13 protein-coding genes and 1 pseudogene are annotated in these 17,135 nt (G+C 64.2%); 4 read left to right on the top strand and 10 right to left on the bottom strand.

Translation table 11 applies throughout. The features are described from left to right. The first annotated feature begins 78 nt into the window (after positions 1 to 78). A complete protein-coding gene (locus tag PCA31118_RS02650) occupies positions 79 to 699 on the top strand; it encodes a TetR/AcrR family transcriptional regulator (protein ID WP_150622694.1) in 621 nt (206 codons plus the stop codon). 114 nt (positions 700 to 813) lie between these two features. On the opposite strand, the pseudogene PCA31118_RS02655 reads toward PCA31118_RS02650, so the two are convergent. Together PCA31118_RS02655 and PCA31118_RS02660 are read right to left on the bottom strand one after the other, a co-directional pair. Further along, positions 814 to 1,034: pseudogene (locus PCA31118_RS02655) on the bottom strand (DMT family transporter); the annotation flags it as partial. Between the two features lie 57 nt (positions 1,035 to 1,091). Continuing rightward, positions 1,092 to 1,997: a LysR family transcriptional regulator gene (locus PCA31118_RS02660; RefSeq protein WP_150622696.1), complete on the bottom strand. Its 906-nt coding sequence runs from the start codon at positions 1,995 to 1,997 to the stop codon at positions 1,092 to 1,094. A gap of 130 nt (positions 1,998 to 2,127) precedes the next feature. On the opposite strand from PCA31118_RS02660, the gene PCA31118_RS02665 reads away from it, so the two are divergent. Next, positions 2,128 to 3,711 (top strand): MFS transporter, encoded by a 1,584-nt coding sequence (locus tag PCA31118_RS02665; protein ID WP_150622697.1) that lies wholly within the window; start codon positions 2,128 to 2,130, stop codon positions 3,709 to 3,711. Positions 3,712 to 3,766: 55 nt separating this feature from the next. Here PCA31118_RS02665 and PCA31118_RS02670 read toward each other — a convergent pair whose 3' ends face one another. Then, the gene (locus PCA31118_RS02670; RefSeq protein ID WP_246190021.1) at positions 3,767 to 4,720 is read right to left on the bottom strand and encodes a pirin family protein; all 954 of its coding nucleotides are present in this window, start codon (positions 4,718 to 4,720) and stop codon (positions 3,767 to 3,769) included. A gap of 201 nt (positions 4,721 to 4,921) precedes the next feature. On the opposite strand from PCA31118_RS02670, the gene PCA31118_RS02675 reads away from it, so the two are divergent. Continuing rightward, a complete protein-coding gene (locus PCA31118_RS02675; protein ID WP_150622699.1) occupies positions 4,922 to 5,176 on the top strand; it encodes a ParD-like family protein in 255 nt (84 codons plus the stop codon). Then, positions 5,176 to 6,006 carry a type I methionyl aminopeptidase gene (gene map, locus PCA31118_RS02680; RefSeq protein WP_174990307.1) on the top strand — a complete coding sequence of 277 codons (831 nt, stop codon included), beginning with the start codon at positions 5,176 to 5,178 and terminating at the stop codon, positions 6,004 to 6,006. Before PCA31118_RS02675 ends, map begins: the two co-directional genes overlap by 1 nt. A 204-nt stretch (positions 6,007 to 6,210) precedes the next feature. On the opposite strand, the gene PCA31118_RS02685 is transcribed toward map, so the two are convergent. The 7 genes from PCA31118_RS02685 to PCA31118_RS02715 form a co-directional block, all read right to left on the bottom strand. Then, positions 6,211 to 7,035 (bottom strand): hypothetical protein, encoded by an 825-nt coding sequence (locus PCA31118_RS02685; RefSeq protein ID WP_150622701.1) that lies wholly within the window; start codon positions 7,033 to 7,035, stop codon positions 6,211 to 6,213. Between the two features lie 338 nt (positions 7,036 to 7,373). Continuing rightward, positions 7,374 to 8,498 (bottom strand): HPP family protein, encoded by a 1,125-nt coding sequence (locus PCA31118_RS02690; RefSeq protein ID WP_150622703.1) that lies wholly within the window; start codon positions 8,496 to 8,498, stop codon positions 7,374 to 7,376. Between the two features lie 368 nt (positions 8,499 to 8,866). After that, the gene (locus PCA31118_RS02695; RefSeq protein WP_150622705.1) at positions 8,867 to 9,283 is read right to left on the bottom strand and encodes an RcnB family protein; all 417 of its coding nucleotides are present in this window, start codon (positions 9,281 to 9,283) and stop codon (positions 8,867 to 8,869) included. Between the two features lie 528 nt (positions 9,284 to 9,811). Next, complete coding sequence (locus tag PCA31118_RS02700) at positions 9,812 to 11,392, bottom strand: efflux transporter outer membrane subunit (protein ID WP_150622707.1); 1,581 nt, start codon at positions 11,390 to 11,392, stop codon at positions 9,812 to 9,814. Between the two features lie 12 nt (positions 11,393 to 11,404). After that, complete coding sequence (locus PCA31118_RS02705) at positions 11,405 to 14,590, bottom strand: efflux RND transporter permease subunit (RefSeq protein ID WP_150622709.1); 3,186 nt, start codon at positions 14,588 to 14,590, stop codon at positions 11,405 to 11,407. A gap of 83 nt (positions 14,591 to 14,673) precedes the next feature. Beyond that, on the bottom strand, positions 14,674 to 16,029 hold the full coding sequence (locus PCA31118_RS02710; RefSeq protein WP_150622711.1) for an efflux RND transporter periplasmic adaptor subunit: 1,356 nt from the start codon (positions 16,027 to 16,029) through the stop codon (positions 14,674 to 14,676). Positions 16,030 to 16,057: 28 nt separating this feature from the next. Further along, positions 16,058 to 16,987: an alpha/beta hydrolase gene (locus tag PCA31118_RS02715; RefSeq protein WP_150622713.1), complete on the bottom strand. Its 930-nt coding sequence runs from the start codon at positions 16,985 to 16,987 to the stop codon at positions 16,058 to 16,060. Between the last annotated feature and the right edge of the window lie 148 nt (positions 16,988 to 17,135).

Below are 17,135 nucleotides of genomic sequence, written 5' to 3' on the forward strand. Positions count from 1 at the left end.
TTCGACTAAATTCAGAGCGATCACTATAATAATCGGCGATCCACCGTGTCAACTATTTTTATAGCGAACGATACAAAAATGAATCAACCGATCCGCAAACGAGGCAGACCTCGACTGCTGGACCGCAACGCCGGGCTCGACGTGGCGGCGACATTGTTCTGGGAACATGGTTACGAAGGGACCTCGATCGCCGATCTGACGGAGGCGATGGGTGTCCCGCCGCCATCGCTTTATGCGACGTTCGGATCGAAGGAAGATCTGTACCGACAGGCGCTCGACCATATCAGCGCGCGCGAGAACAAGTCGTGGCTCGAAGCGTTGCAGGGAGACTTGCCGGCCTACGACGCGATGGCGTTTTATCTGCACGACGCTGCCGCCCGCTTCACGACGCCGGGGCGGCCGCGCGGTTGCATGATTTCGACGGCGGTGCTCCAGCATGCCGACAAGAGCGAGTCTGTGGCGCAATGGGTGGCTGCGCGACGGGATCTCGGGTTGAAGACGATCAGGGCGCGCTTCGATCGTGCAGTCGCCGAGGGCGAACTGGCCAGCGATACCGACACCGAAGCCTTGGCGCGCTTTTTCGGCGCAGTCGTGCAAGGCATGTCGGCGCAAGCCTGCGATGGCGCGAGCAAGGCGGTGCTAAAACGCATTGCCGATGTCGCACTATCCGCATGGCCCGGTTCGAAAGGCGGCCGGTGACACGGATGGGGGCGTCAGTTGCGCGCGCGTTTGGAGGCACGACAGGGCCGGCGGGCGCGCACGTCGACAACGTGATCGCCTCGCCGGTGGACACACCATCGAGAGGACTGGCGTTTATGCCGAGAGTTTCATCAGCGTCAGTCCGCTGACGATCAGCACGCAGCCGCGATGCGGGCCGGACTCGCGATTTCGCCGAGCATGACGATGCCCACGACGAATGCGCCAACGGCGCCAATGCCGGTCCAGAGCGTGTAGGCGGTGCCAAGCGGGAGGGTTTTCATGGAAACCGATAGCAAACCGAAGCTAGCGGCCATCGTCACGAGCGTGACTACGGTGAGTTCACGCGAATCCCTGCAATGGCGTGCCGGCGAGGCATGGCGATCGGGCGTAGATCAGCCGAGCTTGAGCTTCGGAATTTCGGCGACGAGGGCGTCGACGGCGCACCGCGTTTTCGAGGGCAGGTAAGGTGTCTTCGGCCACACCACATGAATCGGGAGCGGACGCGGGCCACACAGTTCTCGCACGGCAACCAGCTTACCGGCCGCGATGTGTCGCTCCAGCAACCAGCAAGGCAGGTAGACGAGCCCAAGACCGGCGATGCCCGCGTCGGCGATGGCCTGCACGTCGTCCAGACTCAGCTGTCGCGTGATTGGCAGTTCTCGCTCGCTGCCATCGGCGTCGAGCACCTGCCATGCGGATGCCGTACCGTTGCGTGAATACGAAATGCCCGTGTGCCCGGCGAAGTCTTCGAGAGCAACGGGCTTGCCGTACTGCGCGAGATACGATGCCGATGCGCCGATGCTCAGGTGCTGCGTGCCGAGACGTCGCGCCTCCAGCCGTGTGGTATCGCGCAGATCGCCGATGCGCACGGCGAGATCGAAATGCTCTTCGATAAGATCGACGGCCCGGTCGGAAAACGAGATGTCGATTTGCAGCTTAGGATGCTGACGCGCGAGCGCGAATAGCACTGGCGCAACGCACTGATGGCCGAAGGCAATCGGCACGCTCACGCGTAATCTGCCACGCGGCTCGCTCAGCCCGCTCTCGACTTCCGCCGCACCGGCGTCCAGTTCAGCCAATGCCCTCACACAGCGGTCGTAATAGACGCGCCCCGCCTCGGTCAGCGTGTGACTGCGTGTCGTGCGATGCAGCAGTCGCACACCCAGTCGCGCTTCCAGCCGTGAAATCACCTTGCCGATGGCGGAGCGCGTCAGGTGCAGGCGTTCGGCGGCAAGCGTAAAGCTTCCCGCTTCGACGACCTGCACGAAGACCGCGACGCCGTCGAGTTCGTTCGTCATGTGGAATTCCTGTAAGACAACCGGAGAAATATTCGGTCTTATGCGTCCCTTATTGTGGGACGAAATGTCAGTAATAGGGAAAAGTATTCCCGATATATTACCTCCGACGTTATCCAATCCGGTGATTCCCATGACTCACACACCCGCATCAAGAAACGCGGTGGCGCTCGCCGCCGTGTGCCTCACGTCCCTCATGTTCGGCCTGGAGATCTCCAGCGTGCCGACGGTGCTCTCCACACTGGAGCGCGTCTTGCAGGCCGACTTCCGACAGATCCAATGGATCATGAATGCCTACACGCTGGCCTGCACGACGGTGCTGATGGCCACCGGCACGCTCGCCGACCGTTTCGGACGCCGTCGTGTGTACCTGATCAGCATCGTGGTTTTCGCGTTGACGTCGCTCGCCTGCGGGCTGGCACAAAGTGCCCCGGTGCTCATCGCGAGCCGCTTCTTGCAGGGCATGGGCGGCGGCGCCATGCTGATCTGTCAGGTCGCGGTGCTCTCGCACCAGTTTCGCGAAGGGCGCGAGCGCAGCAAGGCGTTCGGCGCGTGGGGCATCATCTTCGGCATCGGTCTGGGTTTCGGGCCCATCATCGGCGGCATGATCGTTGCCGTGGCGGACTGGCAGTGGGTTTTTCTGGTGCACGTGGTGCTCTCGCTCGTGGCGATCGCACTGGTGTTGACCGGTGTGCAGGAGTCGCGCGATCCGCATGCGCATTATCTCGACGTGCCAGGCATCGTCATGCTCTCGCTTGCCACGTTCGGCCTGGTCTACTTCATTACGCAGGGACCCGATCTCGGCATGGTCAGTGCACAGGCGATCACCATCGCTGCTGCAACGGCGGCGAGCTTCATCGCGTTTGTCTGGGTCGAGAAACGCAGTCCGCGCCCGATGTTCGATTTCGCCGTGTTTCGTATTCGACGCTTTTCCGGTGCGATGTTCGGTTCGATGGGCATGAACTTCAGCTACTGGTCGTTCATGATCTATCTGCCGATCTATTTCCAGGGGGCGCTCGGCTACACGAGCGTCAATGCCGGGCTGTCGCTGCTTGCCTACACACTGCCTACCCTCGTCGTGCCACCGCTTGCTGAACGGTTGTCGCTACGATTCGACGCCCGCCGTGTCATCCCGCTGGGCCTCTTCACCATCGGTCTGGGTTTTCTGCTGATGAAGATCGGCTCAGGCATGGCGCACGCAAGCTGGCTCACGATGTTGCCCGGCTGTGTGCTTTGCGGCGTGGGACTGGGCCTGACGAACACGCCGGTCACGAATACCGCGACCGGGGCGGTGTCGGCGAATCGGGCTGGCATGGCGTCGGGGATCGACATGAGCGCGCGACTGATCAGCCTTGCCATCAACATCGCCGTGATGGGATTCATTCTGCTCAAGGGCGTTGGCGCGTATCTCACCCGGGCGCTGCCATCGGGATTTGACGCACCTTCACTGCGCTCCCTCGCAGAGAAGGTGGCAGCCGGCAGTCTGGAATCCGTGGCGCAAGGCAATGTGGCGCTCGCCGCGGCCGATCCGCAAGGGCAGATCGTTCACGCGGCGCTGGTGCATGGATTCGGTTGGGTGATGGTGTATGGCGTCGTGGGCGCGTGGGGGCTGGCGCTGATGAGTGGGGTCGCGTTCGGCAAGGGTGGCCGTCAGGACGACACGGCGTCGCCCGCATCCGCGCGGACCGGGCAGGCCGCGCACAGCAGGCAGATATGAGCGAACCGGAGCGAAGGGCAGGGAAGAACCGTCGCAGTGACGTGGGCGGTGACGGTTATGGCTGTGCGCGATAGGCGCGCAGCTGCGGGAACTGGTCGTCGTCCAGTTCACCGAATTCTCCGCGCTGGTACGCCGAGATGCGGTCGTTGATTTGCTCGACCGAGTTCATGACGAAGGGGCCGTGTTTGGCGATGGGTTCGTTCAGCGCAGGACCGGACAGCACGACGAAGTGCGTGTCGACCTCGGCGCTTGCGGCACGCATGACGAGCGTGACGCAAGCGTCGGTCGCGTCGTCGCGCAGACCGACCGCGACGGCATCTCCGGCCTGCAACTGGCGTTGCGATCCCGCGACGTCGACATGCAGCACGCCGGAAATGACGCACACGGTCGCGTTCCACCCGCGTGGCAGGTCATAGTCGAACGCGGCGGCGTTCGAGAGAAATCCGTCCAGCAGCGTGAAGGGTTGCGGCAACCGGGCGTTGCCGGGCGCGTGCAGTCCATGGCTTTGCCCGGAGACGACACGCACGCGCATGCCGGTACCGCGCACCTCGGGCACTTGCGCCGGCGCGACGTCGAAAGCATAAGGCGCGTCGTACTTCTGCGAGGCAGGCAGATTGACGAAGATCTGCAACGCGTGCGCATGATGCCCATCGCCTTCGGGCTGTTCCGTATGCACGGCGCCGCGTCCGGCGGCGAACCAGTGCAACGCCCCGGGGAGGATCGGGCCGTGGTTGCCGAGCGAGTCATAGTTGACGTGTGCGCCCACGGCGTCTTCGAACATGTAGGTGACTGCGGAGATGCCCGCGTGCGGGTGCGGGGCGAACGTCGGGGCTGTCATGTGAAAGTGGTCCAGCATGACGACCGGATCCATCAGCCCGCCAAAGGCCTGCTCGCTGAAGTGCTTGGCCCGGAAACCGTCGCGAATGGCCATGTCATGCCCGGTGACCACGTCGGAAATCCGCATGAAATCGTTGGCGCCGTTGTCCTTGTTCCCATTGCCCATGTTCATACCTCTGCGTCTGCTCGCGACCGTTTGAATGTGCGAGACAGGATAGCCGCGGGCGCGCTTAGCGAATATACGTGGTTCAGTAACTTGAAGTTGCGCGGACGGAACAATCGGCGGGCGGATCCTGATTTGGGGTGAAGACAATTCGAGGCAAGGCTGGTAATATACGTTTCGTAGCTATTTCGTATATATGGAGCCTGCCCCATGGGTATCGTGAAGATATCGGAGCAAATGCATGAGGCGCTGCGCAACACCAGCGGCGCGCTCAGCCGCTCGATCAATGCGCAAGCCGAACATTGGCTGCGCGTCGGCATGCTTGCCGAACTGAATCCCACGATGAGTTATGGTGAGATTTGCCGTCGGCTCATCGAATCCGAAGGCGCGCCGGTCGGTCAGACCGACGCAGTCGTTTCTCCAGCAACCGGTGCACCCGTCACCGTATTGAACAAGGTGGCCTAATGGTGCGCGAACGCGTTGTCATCCGCTCGAACGAAGAAATTGCCCTGTCGCGCCGCGCCGGGGAACTGGCCGCACAGGTGCTGGCGATGATCGGCGAGCATGTGAAGCCCGGTGTCACGACCGACGAGCTCGACCGGCTCTGCCATGACTTCATCGTCAACGAGTTGAAGGCGATTCCGGCCAACATCGGCTATCACGGTTATCCGAAGACGGTGTGTGCTTCGGTGAATCATGTGGTCTGCCACGGTATTCCCGGGGACAAGAAGTTGCACGATGGCGACATCGTGAACATCGACGTCGCACTGATCAAGGACGGCTGGTTCGGCGACACGAGCCGCATGTATTACGCGGGCAAGCCGAGCATTCTCGCCAAGCGACTGGTCGACACGACGTACGAGGCGATGCTTGCGGGCATTCGTGCCGTGCGTCCCGGCGCGACGCTCGGCGATGTCGGCTACGCAATCCAGACGGTCGCACACCGCGAAGGCTTCAGCATCGTGCGCGACTACTGCGGGCACGGCATCGGCACCACGTATCACGACGACCCGCAGGTGCTGCATTACGGGCGCCCCGGCACGGGACTGACGCTGCGCCCCGGCATGATCTTTACCATCGAACCGATGGTCAATGCGGGTAAGCCGGACACGAAGCAACTGGCCGACGGCTGGACCGTTGTCACGCGCGATCGCTCGCTCTCCGCGCAATGGGAACACATGGTCGCCGTCACCGAGACGGGCTTTCAGGTGCTCACGCAATGGCCGGACGGTCTCGGCGACTATGCGCGCTATGGGGCGCTGGACGCCGGTGTCGCGGCAGCGAACGCCGCTTGAGGTTGGGCGCGACCGAGGAGGCGGATGAGGCGGAGGAGGCCAACAAGGCCAACAAGGCCAACGAGGCCAACGAGGCCAACGAGGCCAACGAGGCCAACGAGGCCATTAATTGCTGACGATGCCGGTAGCGGCAGACGCCGATAAGGCCGAAGGCACGACGGGGCGCAGGTCACATACCTGCGCCCCTTTTGTATCGGTATCCGTTCAAACGTCGTCCGGCGCGCCTTCCAGATCGAGAAGGCGATTCGCATATCGGTGGTAGATCCAGCCGTTGCCCGCACAGAGGACAGCCATCCACACAACGGAGATGACGGCTTGCAGGATCAGCGCGGCGAGCACCAGCACCGTTGTGCTACCGGTCATCCTGACCAGCAATTCGACAACGACCAGGATCACGAGCGCGCCGACGACGACAGGCACGGCGATGGCCAGACCGGTGCCGAAAATCGACCAGAAGTGACCGCGCGTGTCTTGCCACGCAGCTCGCCAGCGTTTGCTGCGCCCCGCGCCGACCTGCGCCAGAATCAGCGAGAGGCGGATCGCGACGAATATCCCCAGGCATATCAACAGGACGAGAAGCGTCATCGCAAGGGCCGACGAGTTTCCCTCGCCGGACAAGCGCATCGTCAGCACGGCGATCACCATGATCGCTGCCGAGACCACGCCGAAGCCAATCCCGATCTGGATCGACGTCCACACGTAACGACCGACGTCGCGATACCAGGCTGTCCCACGCGCGACCTCCGGCCCGAGAACGACGTAGCGCACGGCGTGAACGGCAAGTGTCGAGAACGCCACGACGTTCACAAAGCCGATGCCCAGCGACACAAGCGCGAGTTTCAATCGGTACGCCGCGGGCATGCCGGTTTGGGCGGCATCGGCGGCGAGTTGCTTGACCGACGTGCCAAGCGCCAGCGTCACGAGAATGACCACGGCAATGGTGATGGTGAGCAGTGGCCGGTTGCGCAACGCGTTGAGACCGTCGATCCAGGCGCCTTTGAAACACTGTCTGAACGTGATCGGTTCCATGTTTCCCCTTGAGCGAATATCGCTTCGTCGATCGAAGCTGTGTGGTGACGGTGCGCTGGTGCGCTCAACTGCTGGTTCGGACCGCTGATTCGTTAGGCCGCAGCCATTCTTGCAGATCGCCACACAGCTGACAATCGCAGGTCTGCGAGGGAGCGGGCGTCGGATGCTGCGGTATCGCGCGCGGGCAAGTGCGGCGTGACGTGGCGCATGAAGGCGCAGAGCGCCGAGTGAACTGACGCGGAGGTGAGGGGAAGGCGGAAGCGAAGGCGAAGGAGGCAGATCTGCGACGCCGGTTGGCATCGCAGACGTTTCGATGTTCGGACGTGCCGAAGTGCGGCTTAGGCCGTCATGACCTTGCGAAGCACTTCGGCGTGCGTGACAACGCCGACGAGCCGCGCGGCGTCGTCGAGTACGGGCAGCGTACCGTGACGTTGCGTCACGAGCAGCGGCACCAGTTCCGAGAGCGGCATGCCGGCGGTGGCCGACGGGAGATCGCCCTGCATCAGATCGCGCACGGCCGGACGCTGGCCCCGCGCGACGAGCGACATCCCAAAGCGCGGCCAGCGCTGTCGGCGGGCGCGGCGGGTGTGCAAATCATGACGCGTCACGAGACCGATGACGCGCGCGTCGCCATCGACGACCGGCAGGGCGTCCAACCCGTGGCGCTGCAACAGACGCCACGCTGCCGGGACGTCTTCATGCGCCTGCACCTTGGCCAGCGGCGGCGCCATGACGTCGGCCGCCGTCAGTTCTCGTGCACGCCGGGCGAATGCCTCGCGTTGCGTGTCGCGCAACAGGCTGGCCAGATCGTCCGCCGAGATGTCGAGCAGTTCGCTGCGGCGGGCAAGGGCTTTTTCGGCGTCCGCTGTCGTGACCGGGATTGCCTGGGCATTGACCGGACGCACCGGTGCCTGCGCACGCATCGCGTGGGGGTAGCGGTGGCCGGTGAGCGCGTGATATCCGATGGCGGAGCTCAGAAGCAGCACCGATTGCAGCGCGATGGGTTCGAGCACAAAGCCGTAGCCGAGGGCGTGAACGGACGGGCCGCCGAGCACTGCCGTGAGCGCGACCGCGCCCGAGGGCGGATGCACGCAGCGCAGCGTGAACATCAACGCAATCGCCACGCCCACCGCCGTAGCGGCGGCGACGACGGGCGACGGGATGAACATGGCACAAGTCACACCGACGACGGCCGCGACGAGATTGCCGCCGAGAATCGACCAGGGTTGTGCGAGCGGACTGGCAGGCACGCCGAACAGCAAAACGGCAGAGGCGCCCATCGGTGCGACCAGCCACGGAATGTAGCTGGTCGGGCCGAGCAGCCATAGCATCAGCGCACCGGTGATCCCAATGCCGCACAGGGCACCCAGACCGGCGCGAAGCCGCTCGCGCCAGTGGACCGCTGCCACGGCGGGCAGAAAACCCGCCATCCAGTCCCTCACATCACGTCGTGTCGTTGCCATCTCATCCCGCTCCATCCGCCGCACCCGCCGTACCCGATTGGGTCGGTTCTTTGGTATTTTGTGCATGATATATCGTATATCGATGGATTGGGGCAGAGTAAGCGCGTGATTTTAATGCTGCAACGCAGCGAAATCAGCGTCCAACGGCGACTGATATCGAGGCGATGCACCAAATCGAGGAAAACGGGACGGATAGAGCGGGAACGTTGCTACGCCGGGAAGCTGAGGGTCGTCTAGCCGGGACGACGGAGGCGAAGTGCGACCGGCGTTGGCTGTCGATGAGGCGCGGCAGGGTGGAGTACCCTGCCGCATGGCTGGCAAATCAGCGGAACGTCGCGACGTCAAATGTCATGGACGCCGGACGCTGATCAGTGTCCGCCCACGATCTGGACGATGACGCCCGAACTATTGACTAGCAGGAAGTCGGCGCCGACGCCAACCCAGTGGTGACCCCGCTTGGGCGGGTCGAGATGGTACTGGCGGTAATCGTCGACCCGGTACTGGGCGTCGCGATACTGCTGCGGTACGCGATCGCCCTTGCGCCAGTCGGGGTGCTGCCAGGACGAATCGTCGCCGGGACCGCCCTGAGCGCGCGGCGGCGGGCCGCCATGCTTGTTTTTCTGAGGGCCATGGCCCGGAGGCCCGCCATGCGGCCCGCCCGGTTGGTGTCCCGGTGGACCGCCCGGCCCCCCTTGCGGCGGTGGGCCGCCCTGAGCCAGCGCGAGGGATGAGGAAACCGCCAGACCGGCGGCGAGGCAAAGCGACAGTGTCTTGCGCATCTTCATTGTTTGCACTCCTTATCGTAGGGTCGAAAGACCGAACGCGGGGGAAGCATTCGAGATGACTTGCCAGCGACGGTCGTCGCGCCCATGTCCACTCTGTGGTGCACGAACGCGGCAAACCGTACGGTCATCCTACCATCGTCGGCAAAAAAAACGCCCGGACATGCCCAATGTCTTTTGACCTGAGGCATGCGCCGGGCAAGCAGGGACGCAGGGAAGAAATCTTCTGCGCGCTCTCGCGCGCTCGCTATCTTGTATTTATCTCGTGCTTATGTCGTGCTTATCTCGTGTTTACGCAAAGAAGCGCGGGTGCACCGGGACCGGCGGCTCGCCTGGCCCGCGTCGGGGGCAGGTCAGCGGGCCACTCGTCTTGGGGGTACGAGCGCGGCCGCCGGCTCGGTGCATTCCTGACATTCACTTCGTCGTGACACCCTCGGGGGCGGGCGTCACGACGGTTGCCGTGCCGTCACGGCAACTCGGTACTGCGGCTCACGTGGTTCACGACGTGCGCCCACGTGCGCCCACGTACGCTCAGCGAGCCGCCACCGTGGCGCCGTTGACCGTCGAGGCCTTGGCCGTCGGGGCGGCGGCACCTTCGGCCGTGCCGGGCGCCGTCGTTTCGGGCGACTTGGGCAAGTCGCCCCAGCCACCGCCCAACGCCCGAATCAGGTTGACCGTCGATACCGCCTGCGCTCCGGCCAGTTGCACGGCGCTGCGGCGCGTTTGCAAGACCGTGCGTTCGGCGTCGATGACATCCAGATACGCAATCGAGCCTTCCTGATATTGCGTGCGTGAGAGTTGCGCCGCGCGGCTCGAAGCCTTGACGGCGTCGTCTTGCGCCCGCGTTTGCTGCGAGAGCAGACGCAGGTTCGACAGGTTGTCTTCGACCTCCTGGAACGCCACCAGCACTTGCTGACGATAGTTCGCCACATCCTCTTCGTACTGCGCACGCGCACGCGAGAGGTTGCCGCTGCGCGCGCCGCCGTCGAAGATCGGCATCGAGAGCAGGCCACCGACCACCGGGCCGAGCAGGAACGTGCGGCTCGACCAGTTGAACAGGTCGCCCAGCGTGGCGGCTTCGAAGCCACCCGAGCCGGTCAGCGAGAGCGACGGGAAGAAGGCTGCCTTCGCCACGCCGATGCGCGAGTTCGCCGCAGCCATCGCGCGCTCGGCGGCGGCGATGTCGGGGCGGCGCTCCAGCAATGCCGAGGGCAGACCCGCTGGAATGCGGACCGTGACCGGCACCAGCGGCGACGGCGCGAACGTGAACTCGGCCGGCGTTTTGCCAAGCAGAATCGCCAGGCTGTGCTCGGACGCGGCACGCAGACGCGCCACGGCGAGGGCATCGGACTGCGCGGTGGCCAGTTCGGCCTTGGCGCGTGCCACGTCCAGTTCGCCGATATCGCCTTCGGTAAAGCGCCGCTGCACCAGCTTCAGCGCCTCTTCGCGCAGCGTGACCGTTTGCGTGTACAACGCCTGTTCGGCGTCGAGTTCGCGCAAATTGAAGTAGTTCTGCGCGACGTCCGCTTGCAGCGCCAGTTGCACCGAGCGGTACAGGGCTTCGCTCTGTTCGGCATCGGCACGGGCGGCGGCAACGTTATCCGACACACGGCCGAACAGATCGACCTCGTAGCCGACGCTCGCCTGCGCACGCCACAGCGTGTACGGCGCGATGTTCGTGCCGTCCGGTTGCATCTGCGACGCCGGCGAGACCTTCTGACGCGACGGGCCGAAGCCGGCGTCGAGCGTCGGGAACAGCGCTGCGCGGGCCTGACGCTGCACGCCGCGGGCTTCCTGCACGCGCGCGGCGGCGGCCTTCAGGTTCTGGTTGGCCGACAGGGCGTCTTCTTCCAGCTTGTCGAGTGCGGCATCGCCGAACACCTTCCACCATTCGCCGCGCGCCATGGCTTCCGACGGCTCGGCGGTCTTCCACGTGCCGGATTCACCCGGGGCGAGCGAGGGAGCGGACGCTTCCTTGAATGCGGTGGGCGTTCCCTTGTCGGTCACCTTCGGCACTTCGTACGTGGGGGCCATCGAGCAGCCCGCCACCACCAGCAGGGTGGCGAGCAACCCCGACACACCCAGACTGCGTTTCATCCATTGCGATTGCATGATTGGCATCCTTCAGACTTCGGCCTTGACGTTGGCGGGCATGGTCGACGCGTGCGCACTATGCAGCGGCTTCTTGCCAGCCAGCGTACGGAGCAGCACGTAGAACACCGGCGTGAGGATCAGACCGAATCCGGTCACACCGATCATGCCGAAGAACACGGCCACCCCCATCGCGTGACGCATTTCCGAGCCGGCGCCGGTCGAGGTCACCAGCGGCACCACACCCATGATGAACGCGATGGACGTCATCAGAATCGGGCGCAGACGCAAACGGCTGGCTTCGATAGCGGCCGCAATCGCGGTGCGTCCCTGCATTTCCAGTTCTCGCGCAAATTCCACGATCAGAATCGCGTTCTTCGCGGAAAGCCCCACCAGCACCATCAAACCGATCTGCGTAAAGATGTTGTTGTCGCCCCGGGTCAGCCACACACCGAACAGCGCGGACATGATGCTCATCGGCACGATCATGATCACGGCCAGCGGCAGCGTCAGGCTTTCGTACTGCGCGGCGAGCACCAGGAACACCAGCAACACCGAGATCGGGAACACCCACAGCGCCGAGTCGCCCGCGAGAATCTGCTGATACGTCAGGTCCGTCCATTCGAACTTCACACCGCGCGGCAGCGTTTCGGCAGCAATGCGCTCCACTGCGGCCTGCGCCTGCCCGGACGAATAGCCCGGCGCCGGACCACCGTTGATGTCGGCAGCCGTATAGCCGTTGTAGCGAACCACCATTTCCGGACCGTACGTCGGCGAGACCTTCACCAGAGACGAGAGCGGAACCATGTCGCCGCTTGTATTGCGCGTCTTGAGCAGGCCGATGTCTTCCGCATGAGCGCGGTACGGCGCGTCGGCCTGCACACGGACCTGATACACGCGGCCGAACTTGTTGAAGTCGTTCACGTACAGCGAGCCGAGGTAGATCTGCATGGTGTCGAACACGTCGGTGATCGGCACGCCCAACTGCTTGGCCTTCACCCGGTCGAGATCGACGTTCAACTGCGGTACGTTGATCTGGTACGACGAGAACGTCGGGCCCAGCTCCTTCGTCTGCGAAGCTTTCTTGATGAACGCCTGCGTCGCGTCGTTCAGGGCCTCGTAGCCGAGTGCGCCACGGTCTTCCACTTGCAGCTTGAAGCCGCCGAGCGTACCCAGACCCATCACCGGCGGGGGAGGGAACACTGCGATGAACGAATCCTTGTTCTTCGCATATTCGGCATTGAGCTTCGCGGCGATGGCGGCGGCCGACATCGATTTGTCCTTACGCTCGGAGAACGGCTTGAGCATGACGAACGCGATACCGGCCGACGACGAGTTGGTGAAGCCGTTGACCGACAACCCCGGGAACGCCACGGAACTCTTCACGCCGGGGATCTTCAGCGCAATGTCCGTCATGTCGCGGATGACCTTCTCCGTGCGGTCGAGCGACGCCCCGTTGGGCAACTGTGCAAACGCGACGAGGTATTCCTTGTCCTGCGCGGGCACGAATCCGCCCGGCACCACTTTGCCCAGCAACACCGTGACACCGAGCAGCACGGCAAAGATCGCCATCATGACGGCCTTGCGGCCGATCACGCGGGTGACGCCATTGCCATACTTCTCCGACCCGCGATGGAACACGCGGTTGAAGGCGTTGAAGAAGCCGCCAAGATAACGGTTCATCTGGCGCGTGAGCCAGTCCGGCTTGGCGTGATGGTCGCGGAGCAGCAGGGCGGCCATGGCCGGCGAGAGGGTGAGCGAGTTGAAGGCCGAGATCACCGTCGAGATGGCGATGGTCATGGCGAACTGCTTGTAGAACTGCCCCGTGAGACCCGACATGAACGCGAGCGGCACGAACACGGCCACGAGCGTGAGCGCAATCGCGATGATCGGACCGCTCACCTCCCGCATTGCCTGATAAGTGGCTTCCTTGGGCGTGAGTCCCGCCGCAATGTTCCGCTCGACGTTCTCGACCACCACGATGGCGTCGTCCACCACGATACCGATGGCCAGCACCATCCCGAACAGCGACAACGCGTTGATCGAGTAACCGAAGCCGAGCAGCAGGGCGAACGTACCGACGATCGACACCGGCACGGCGAGCAGTGGAATGATCGACGCACGCCACGTTTGCAGGAACACGATCACCACCAGCACCACGAGGGCGATGGCTTCGAGCAGCGTGTGGCTCACTGCCTTGATCGACGAGCGCACGAACTGCGTCGGGTCGTACTCGATGCGGTATTCGACGCCCGGAGGCATATCCTTTTGCAGGTCCGCCATCGCTGCGCGGACGTCGTCCGAGATTTGCAGGGAGTTGGCGCCGGGAGACTGGTTGATACCGAGGCCGACGGCCGGCTTGTTGTCGAGCAAGGAGCGCAGGCTGTAGGACGAAGCGTCAAGTTGCACCCGGGCCACGTCGCTCAGATGGGTCACGGCGCCGTCCGGCGACGTCTTCAGAATGATGTCGCGGAACTCTTCTTCCGTGTTCAGACGGCCACGTGCGTTGACGTTCAGTTGCAACGGCGTGTTCGGGCCGGCCGGCGTCGCGCCGATCACACCTGCGGCCACCTGCACGTTTTGCTCGCGAATGGCTCTGACCACGTCCGATGCCGTGAGGCCACGTTGGGCAACCTTGGCCGGGTCGAGCCAGACGCGCATCGAGTAGTCGCCCGCGCCCCACAACTGCACTTCGCCGACGCCCTGAATGCGCGAGAGGCGATCCTTGACGTTGATGAGCGCGTAGTTGCGCAGGTACGTCATGTCGTAACGGTCGTTCGGCGAGATCAGGTGCACCACCATCGTGAGCGTGGGCGAGGACTTGATCGTCGTCACACCCAGGCGCTGCACGTCGTCCGGCAGGCGCGGCAGCGCTTGCGAGACACGGTTCTGCACGAGCTGCTGTGCCTTGTCCGGGTCGGTGCCCAGACGGAAGGTCACCGTCGTGGTGAGGTTGCCGTCGCTATTGGCCTGCGACTGCATGTACAGCATGTTCTCCACGCCGTTGATCTGCTCTTCGAGCGGAGACGCAACGGTCTCGGCGATCACCTTCGGGTTCGCGCCGGGGTATTGGGCATGCACGACGACCGACGGCGGAACCACTTCCGGGTATTCCGAAATCGGCAGCTGGAACACGGCGATCAGGCCGGCCAGCAGCGTGAGGACCGAAAGCACGCCCGCAAATATGGGCCGGTCGATAAAGAATTTTGAGATGTTCATGACGAAACTCTGGGGTGTCGTTCAGCGTGCAATGTTGCTGTGTGCCTGCACGCGCATTTCGCGCAACGGACGTACGACGTCGATCACGAGCGCGAAGCGGCTTGCTTCGCCGTGCTCGTCGCAACCGACTGTGTCTTGCTGCCGTTTTGCGAAGTTTTCTGTGTCGCTTTGGTGTCCTCAGCGTTGCGGGTACCGTTGGCGCTGGCTTCCGACTGGGCGGAGACTTTGGCAGCATCACTGCTCCCTGCGCCCGCGACGGCTGTCGTGGCCACATCGTGGCCTTCGCCGGTGTCTCCGGCCATCTTCACGACCTTCGGCGAGACGACGTCACCCGGGCGCACGCGTTGCAGGCCGTTCACGATGATGCGCTCGCCGTCCTTCAGGCCGCCGGCGATTTCCACGAGACCGCCGTGGCGTTCACCGAGCTGGACTTCGCGGTATTGCGCCTTGTTCGCCTGGTCGACCACCATCACGTACTTCTTGCTCTGGTCGGTACCGACCGCGGCTTCGTCCACCAGCAGCGCAGGGTGCGGCTCGCCGCCGCCCACGCGAATGCGGGCATACAGGCCGGGGACCAGCGCGCCGTCGGCATTGTCGAAGCGTGCACGAACGCGGATCGTGCCGGACGTGGTGTCGAAACGGTTATCGACCGAGTACACCGTGCCCTTGCGCGAGTACCCGGATTCGTTGGCGAGACCCAGATCGACCGGCACGCCGTTCGGTTTGGCGGTGTCCTTCGAGAGGTAGCGCAGGTAGGTCTGTTCGTCGACGTCGAAGGCGGCGTAGATCGGCGAGACGGACACCACCGTGGTCAGCGCGGGCGACTGCGCGCCGGCCGACACGGTGTTGCCGACCGTGATTTCCGCACGCGAGACGCGACCCGCCACCGGCGCCACGATTTGCGTGTAGCCGAGATTGATGCGAGCGGTTTCCAGCGCGGCCTTGGCGGCCTTCACGTTGGCGACGGCCTCGCGCGCCGCGTTTTCCTTCTGGTCGAAGTCCTTCTTCGCGATGGCGTTATCCGCGATCAGGCGCTGCGCGCGAGCCAGATCGGTGCTGGTGAAGACGTCGCGGGCCTGCGCGGACGCGAGCTGTGCCGCCGCGCGGTCGACTTCGGCGGCATACGGACGCGGGTCGATCGTGAAGAGCGGATCTCCCTTCTTCACGAGCTGACCGTCCTTGAAATGCACGGCGGTGATGGTGCCTGATACGAGCGGCTTGATATCGACGTGGTCGACCGCGTCGAGTCGACCCGAATAGCTCTGCCAATCGGTGACGGTTCGCGAGAGCACATTGGCAACGTCGACTTCCACGGAAGGCATGACCTGCGCGGCGGGTGTGCTGGCGTCGACGCGCACGACGGTGAGTGTGCCGATGGCCAGCAGCGCGGCGGTGGCGGCAGCGGCGATAAGGACGGGTTTGCGAGCGAGGGTGGTCATTTTTTCAAATCTCCGGGATCGGATGGACTCACTGGGTAGAGCCGGTAACAGGCGGTGCCAGCCGGCGTGTCAGGAACGTGGCCACCTCCCGCAGCGCGGCGGGAAGGGCGGCCAGGCCGTAATGGGAGGCGCTGCGATGGCGCGTCACTTGTGTCGGCACGCCGGCCGCAATGAGCTCGGCAGCGTATTTTTCAGCTTCGACGTGCAACAGGTCGTGTTCGGCGGAGGCGATCAGCGTGGGCGGCAGGCCCGCGAGACGGCGTGATTCGAGCGGTGCGGCATACGGATGCAGGCGTTGTGTGGCATGCGGCAGATAGGCGCGATAGCAGCGGGCGCACTCGCTGGCTTCGATGTCGCTCGGCGTGCGACCGTCCGCCAGGCGCGTCATGCTGGGATCGAGCAACGGTGCGAGCAGCGCCTGCGCGGCCACGCTGATCTCGCCGCGGTCGCGGGCGATCATCGTGAGCGCGGCCGCAATGTTGCCGCCCGCGTCGTGACCCACGACGGCCAGCCGGCGCGTGCTCGCCCCGTAGCGGCGGGCATGGCGATGCAGCCAGAGGGCGGCGCACCAGGCGTCTTCCGGGGCCGCAGGAAACGGATGCTCGGGCGCGAGTGAGTAGCCGACCGAGACCACCAGTGCCGGCACGTGCGCGGCGAGGTAGCGCGCTGCGGCGTCGCCGTCGTCGAGTGAGCCCTTGCAAAAGCCGCCGCCATGGAAGTACAGCACGGCGGGCAGATGGGCTTCGAGCGGCACGACCACGCCGGGCTGGCCTGCGTGCTCGGCGGCCGCGCCGGACAAATTAAGGCCGACGGGCCGATATAGCCGCAGCGTCACCGGGGCAACATGGCCCGGGATGCTCACCTCTTCGATGCGCAGTCCGTCCTCGGTGCGGGAAGTCTTGGCGCTTGCCCCCGGTTTTCCCGATTGCCCTGGCTTCGACTTGGCATTGACTGACATATGGCTTTGGGCTCGCGCGAGCGATACCCCTCTGATGACATTGGATGGAGCGAAGTCTAGAGGCCACGGACATTGGGATAAACGCCTATAATTTGGCAACACTGTTCGGCCAGCTCGACTAATCGGTCTCAGCCTTATAGGTATTGGC

The sequence above is a fragment of the Pandoraea captiosa genome, from assembly GCF_902459775.1.
Classification (GTDB): Bacteria; Pseudomonadota; Gammaproteobacteria; order Burkholderiales; family Burkholderiaceae; genus Pandoraea; species Pandoraea captiosa.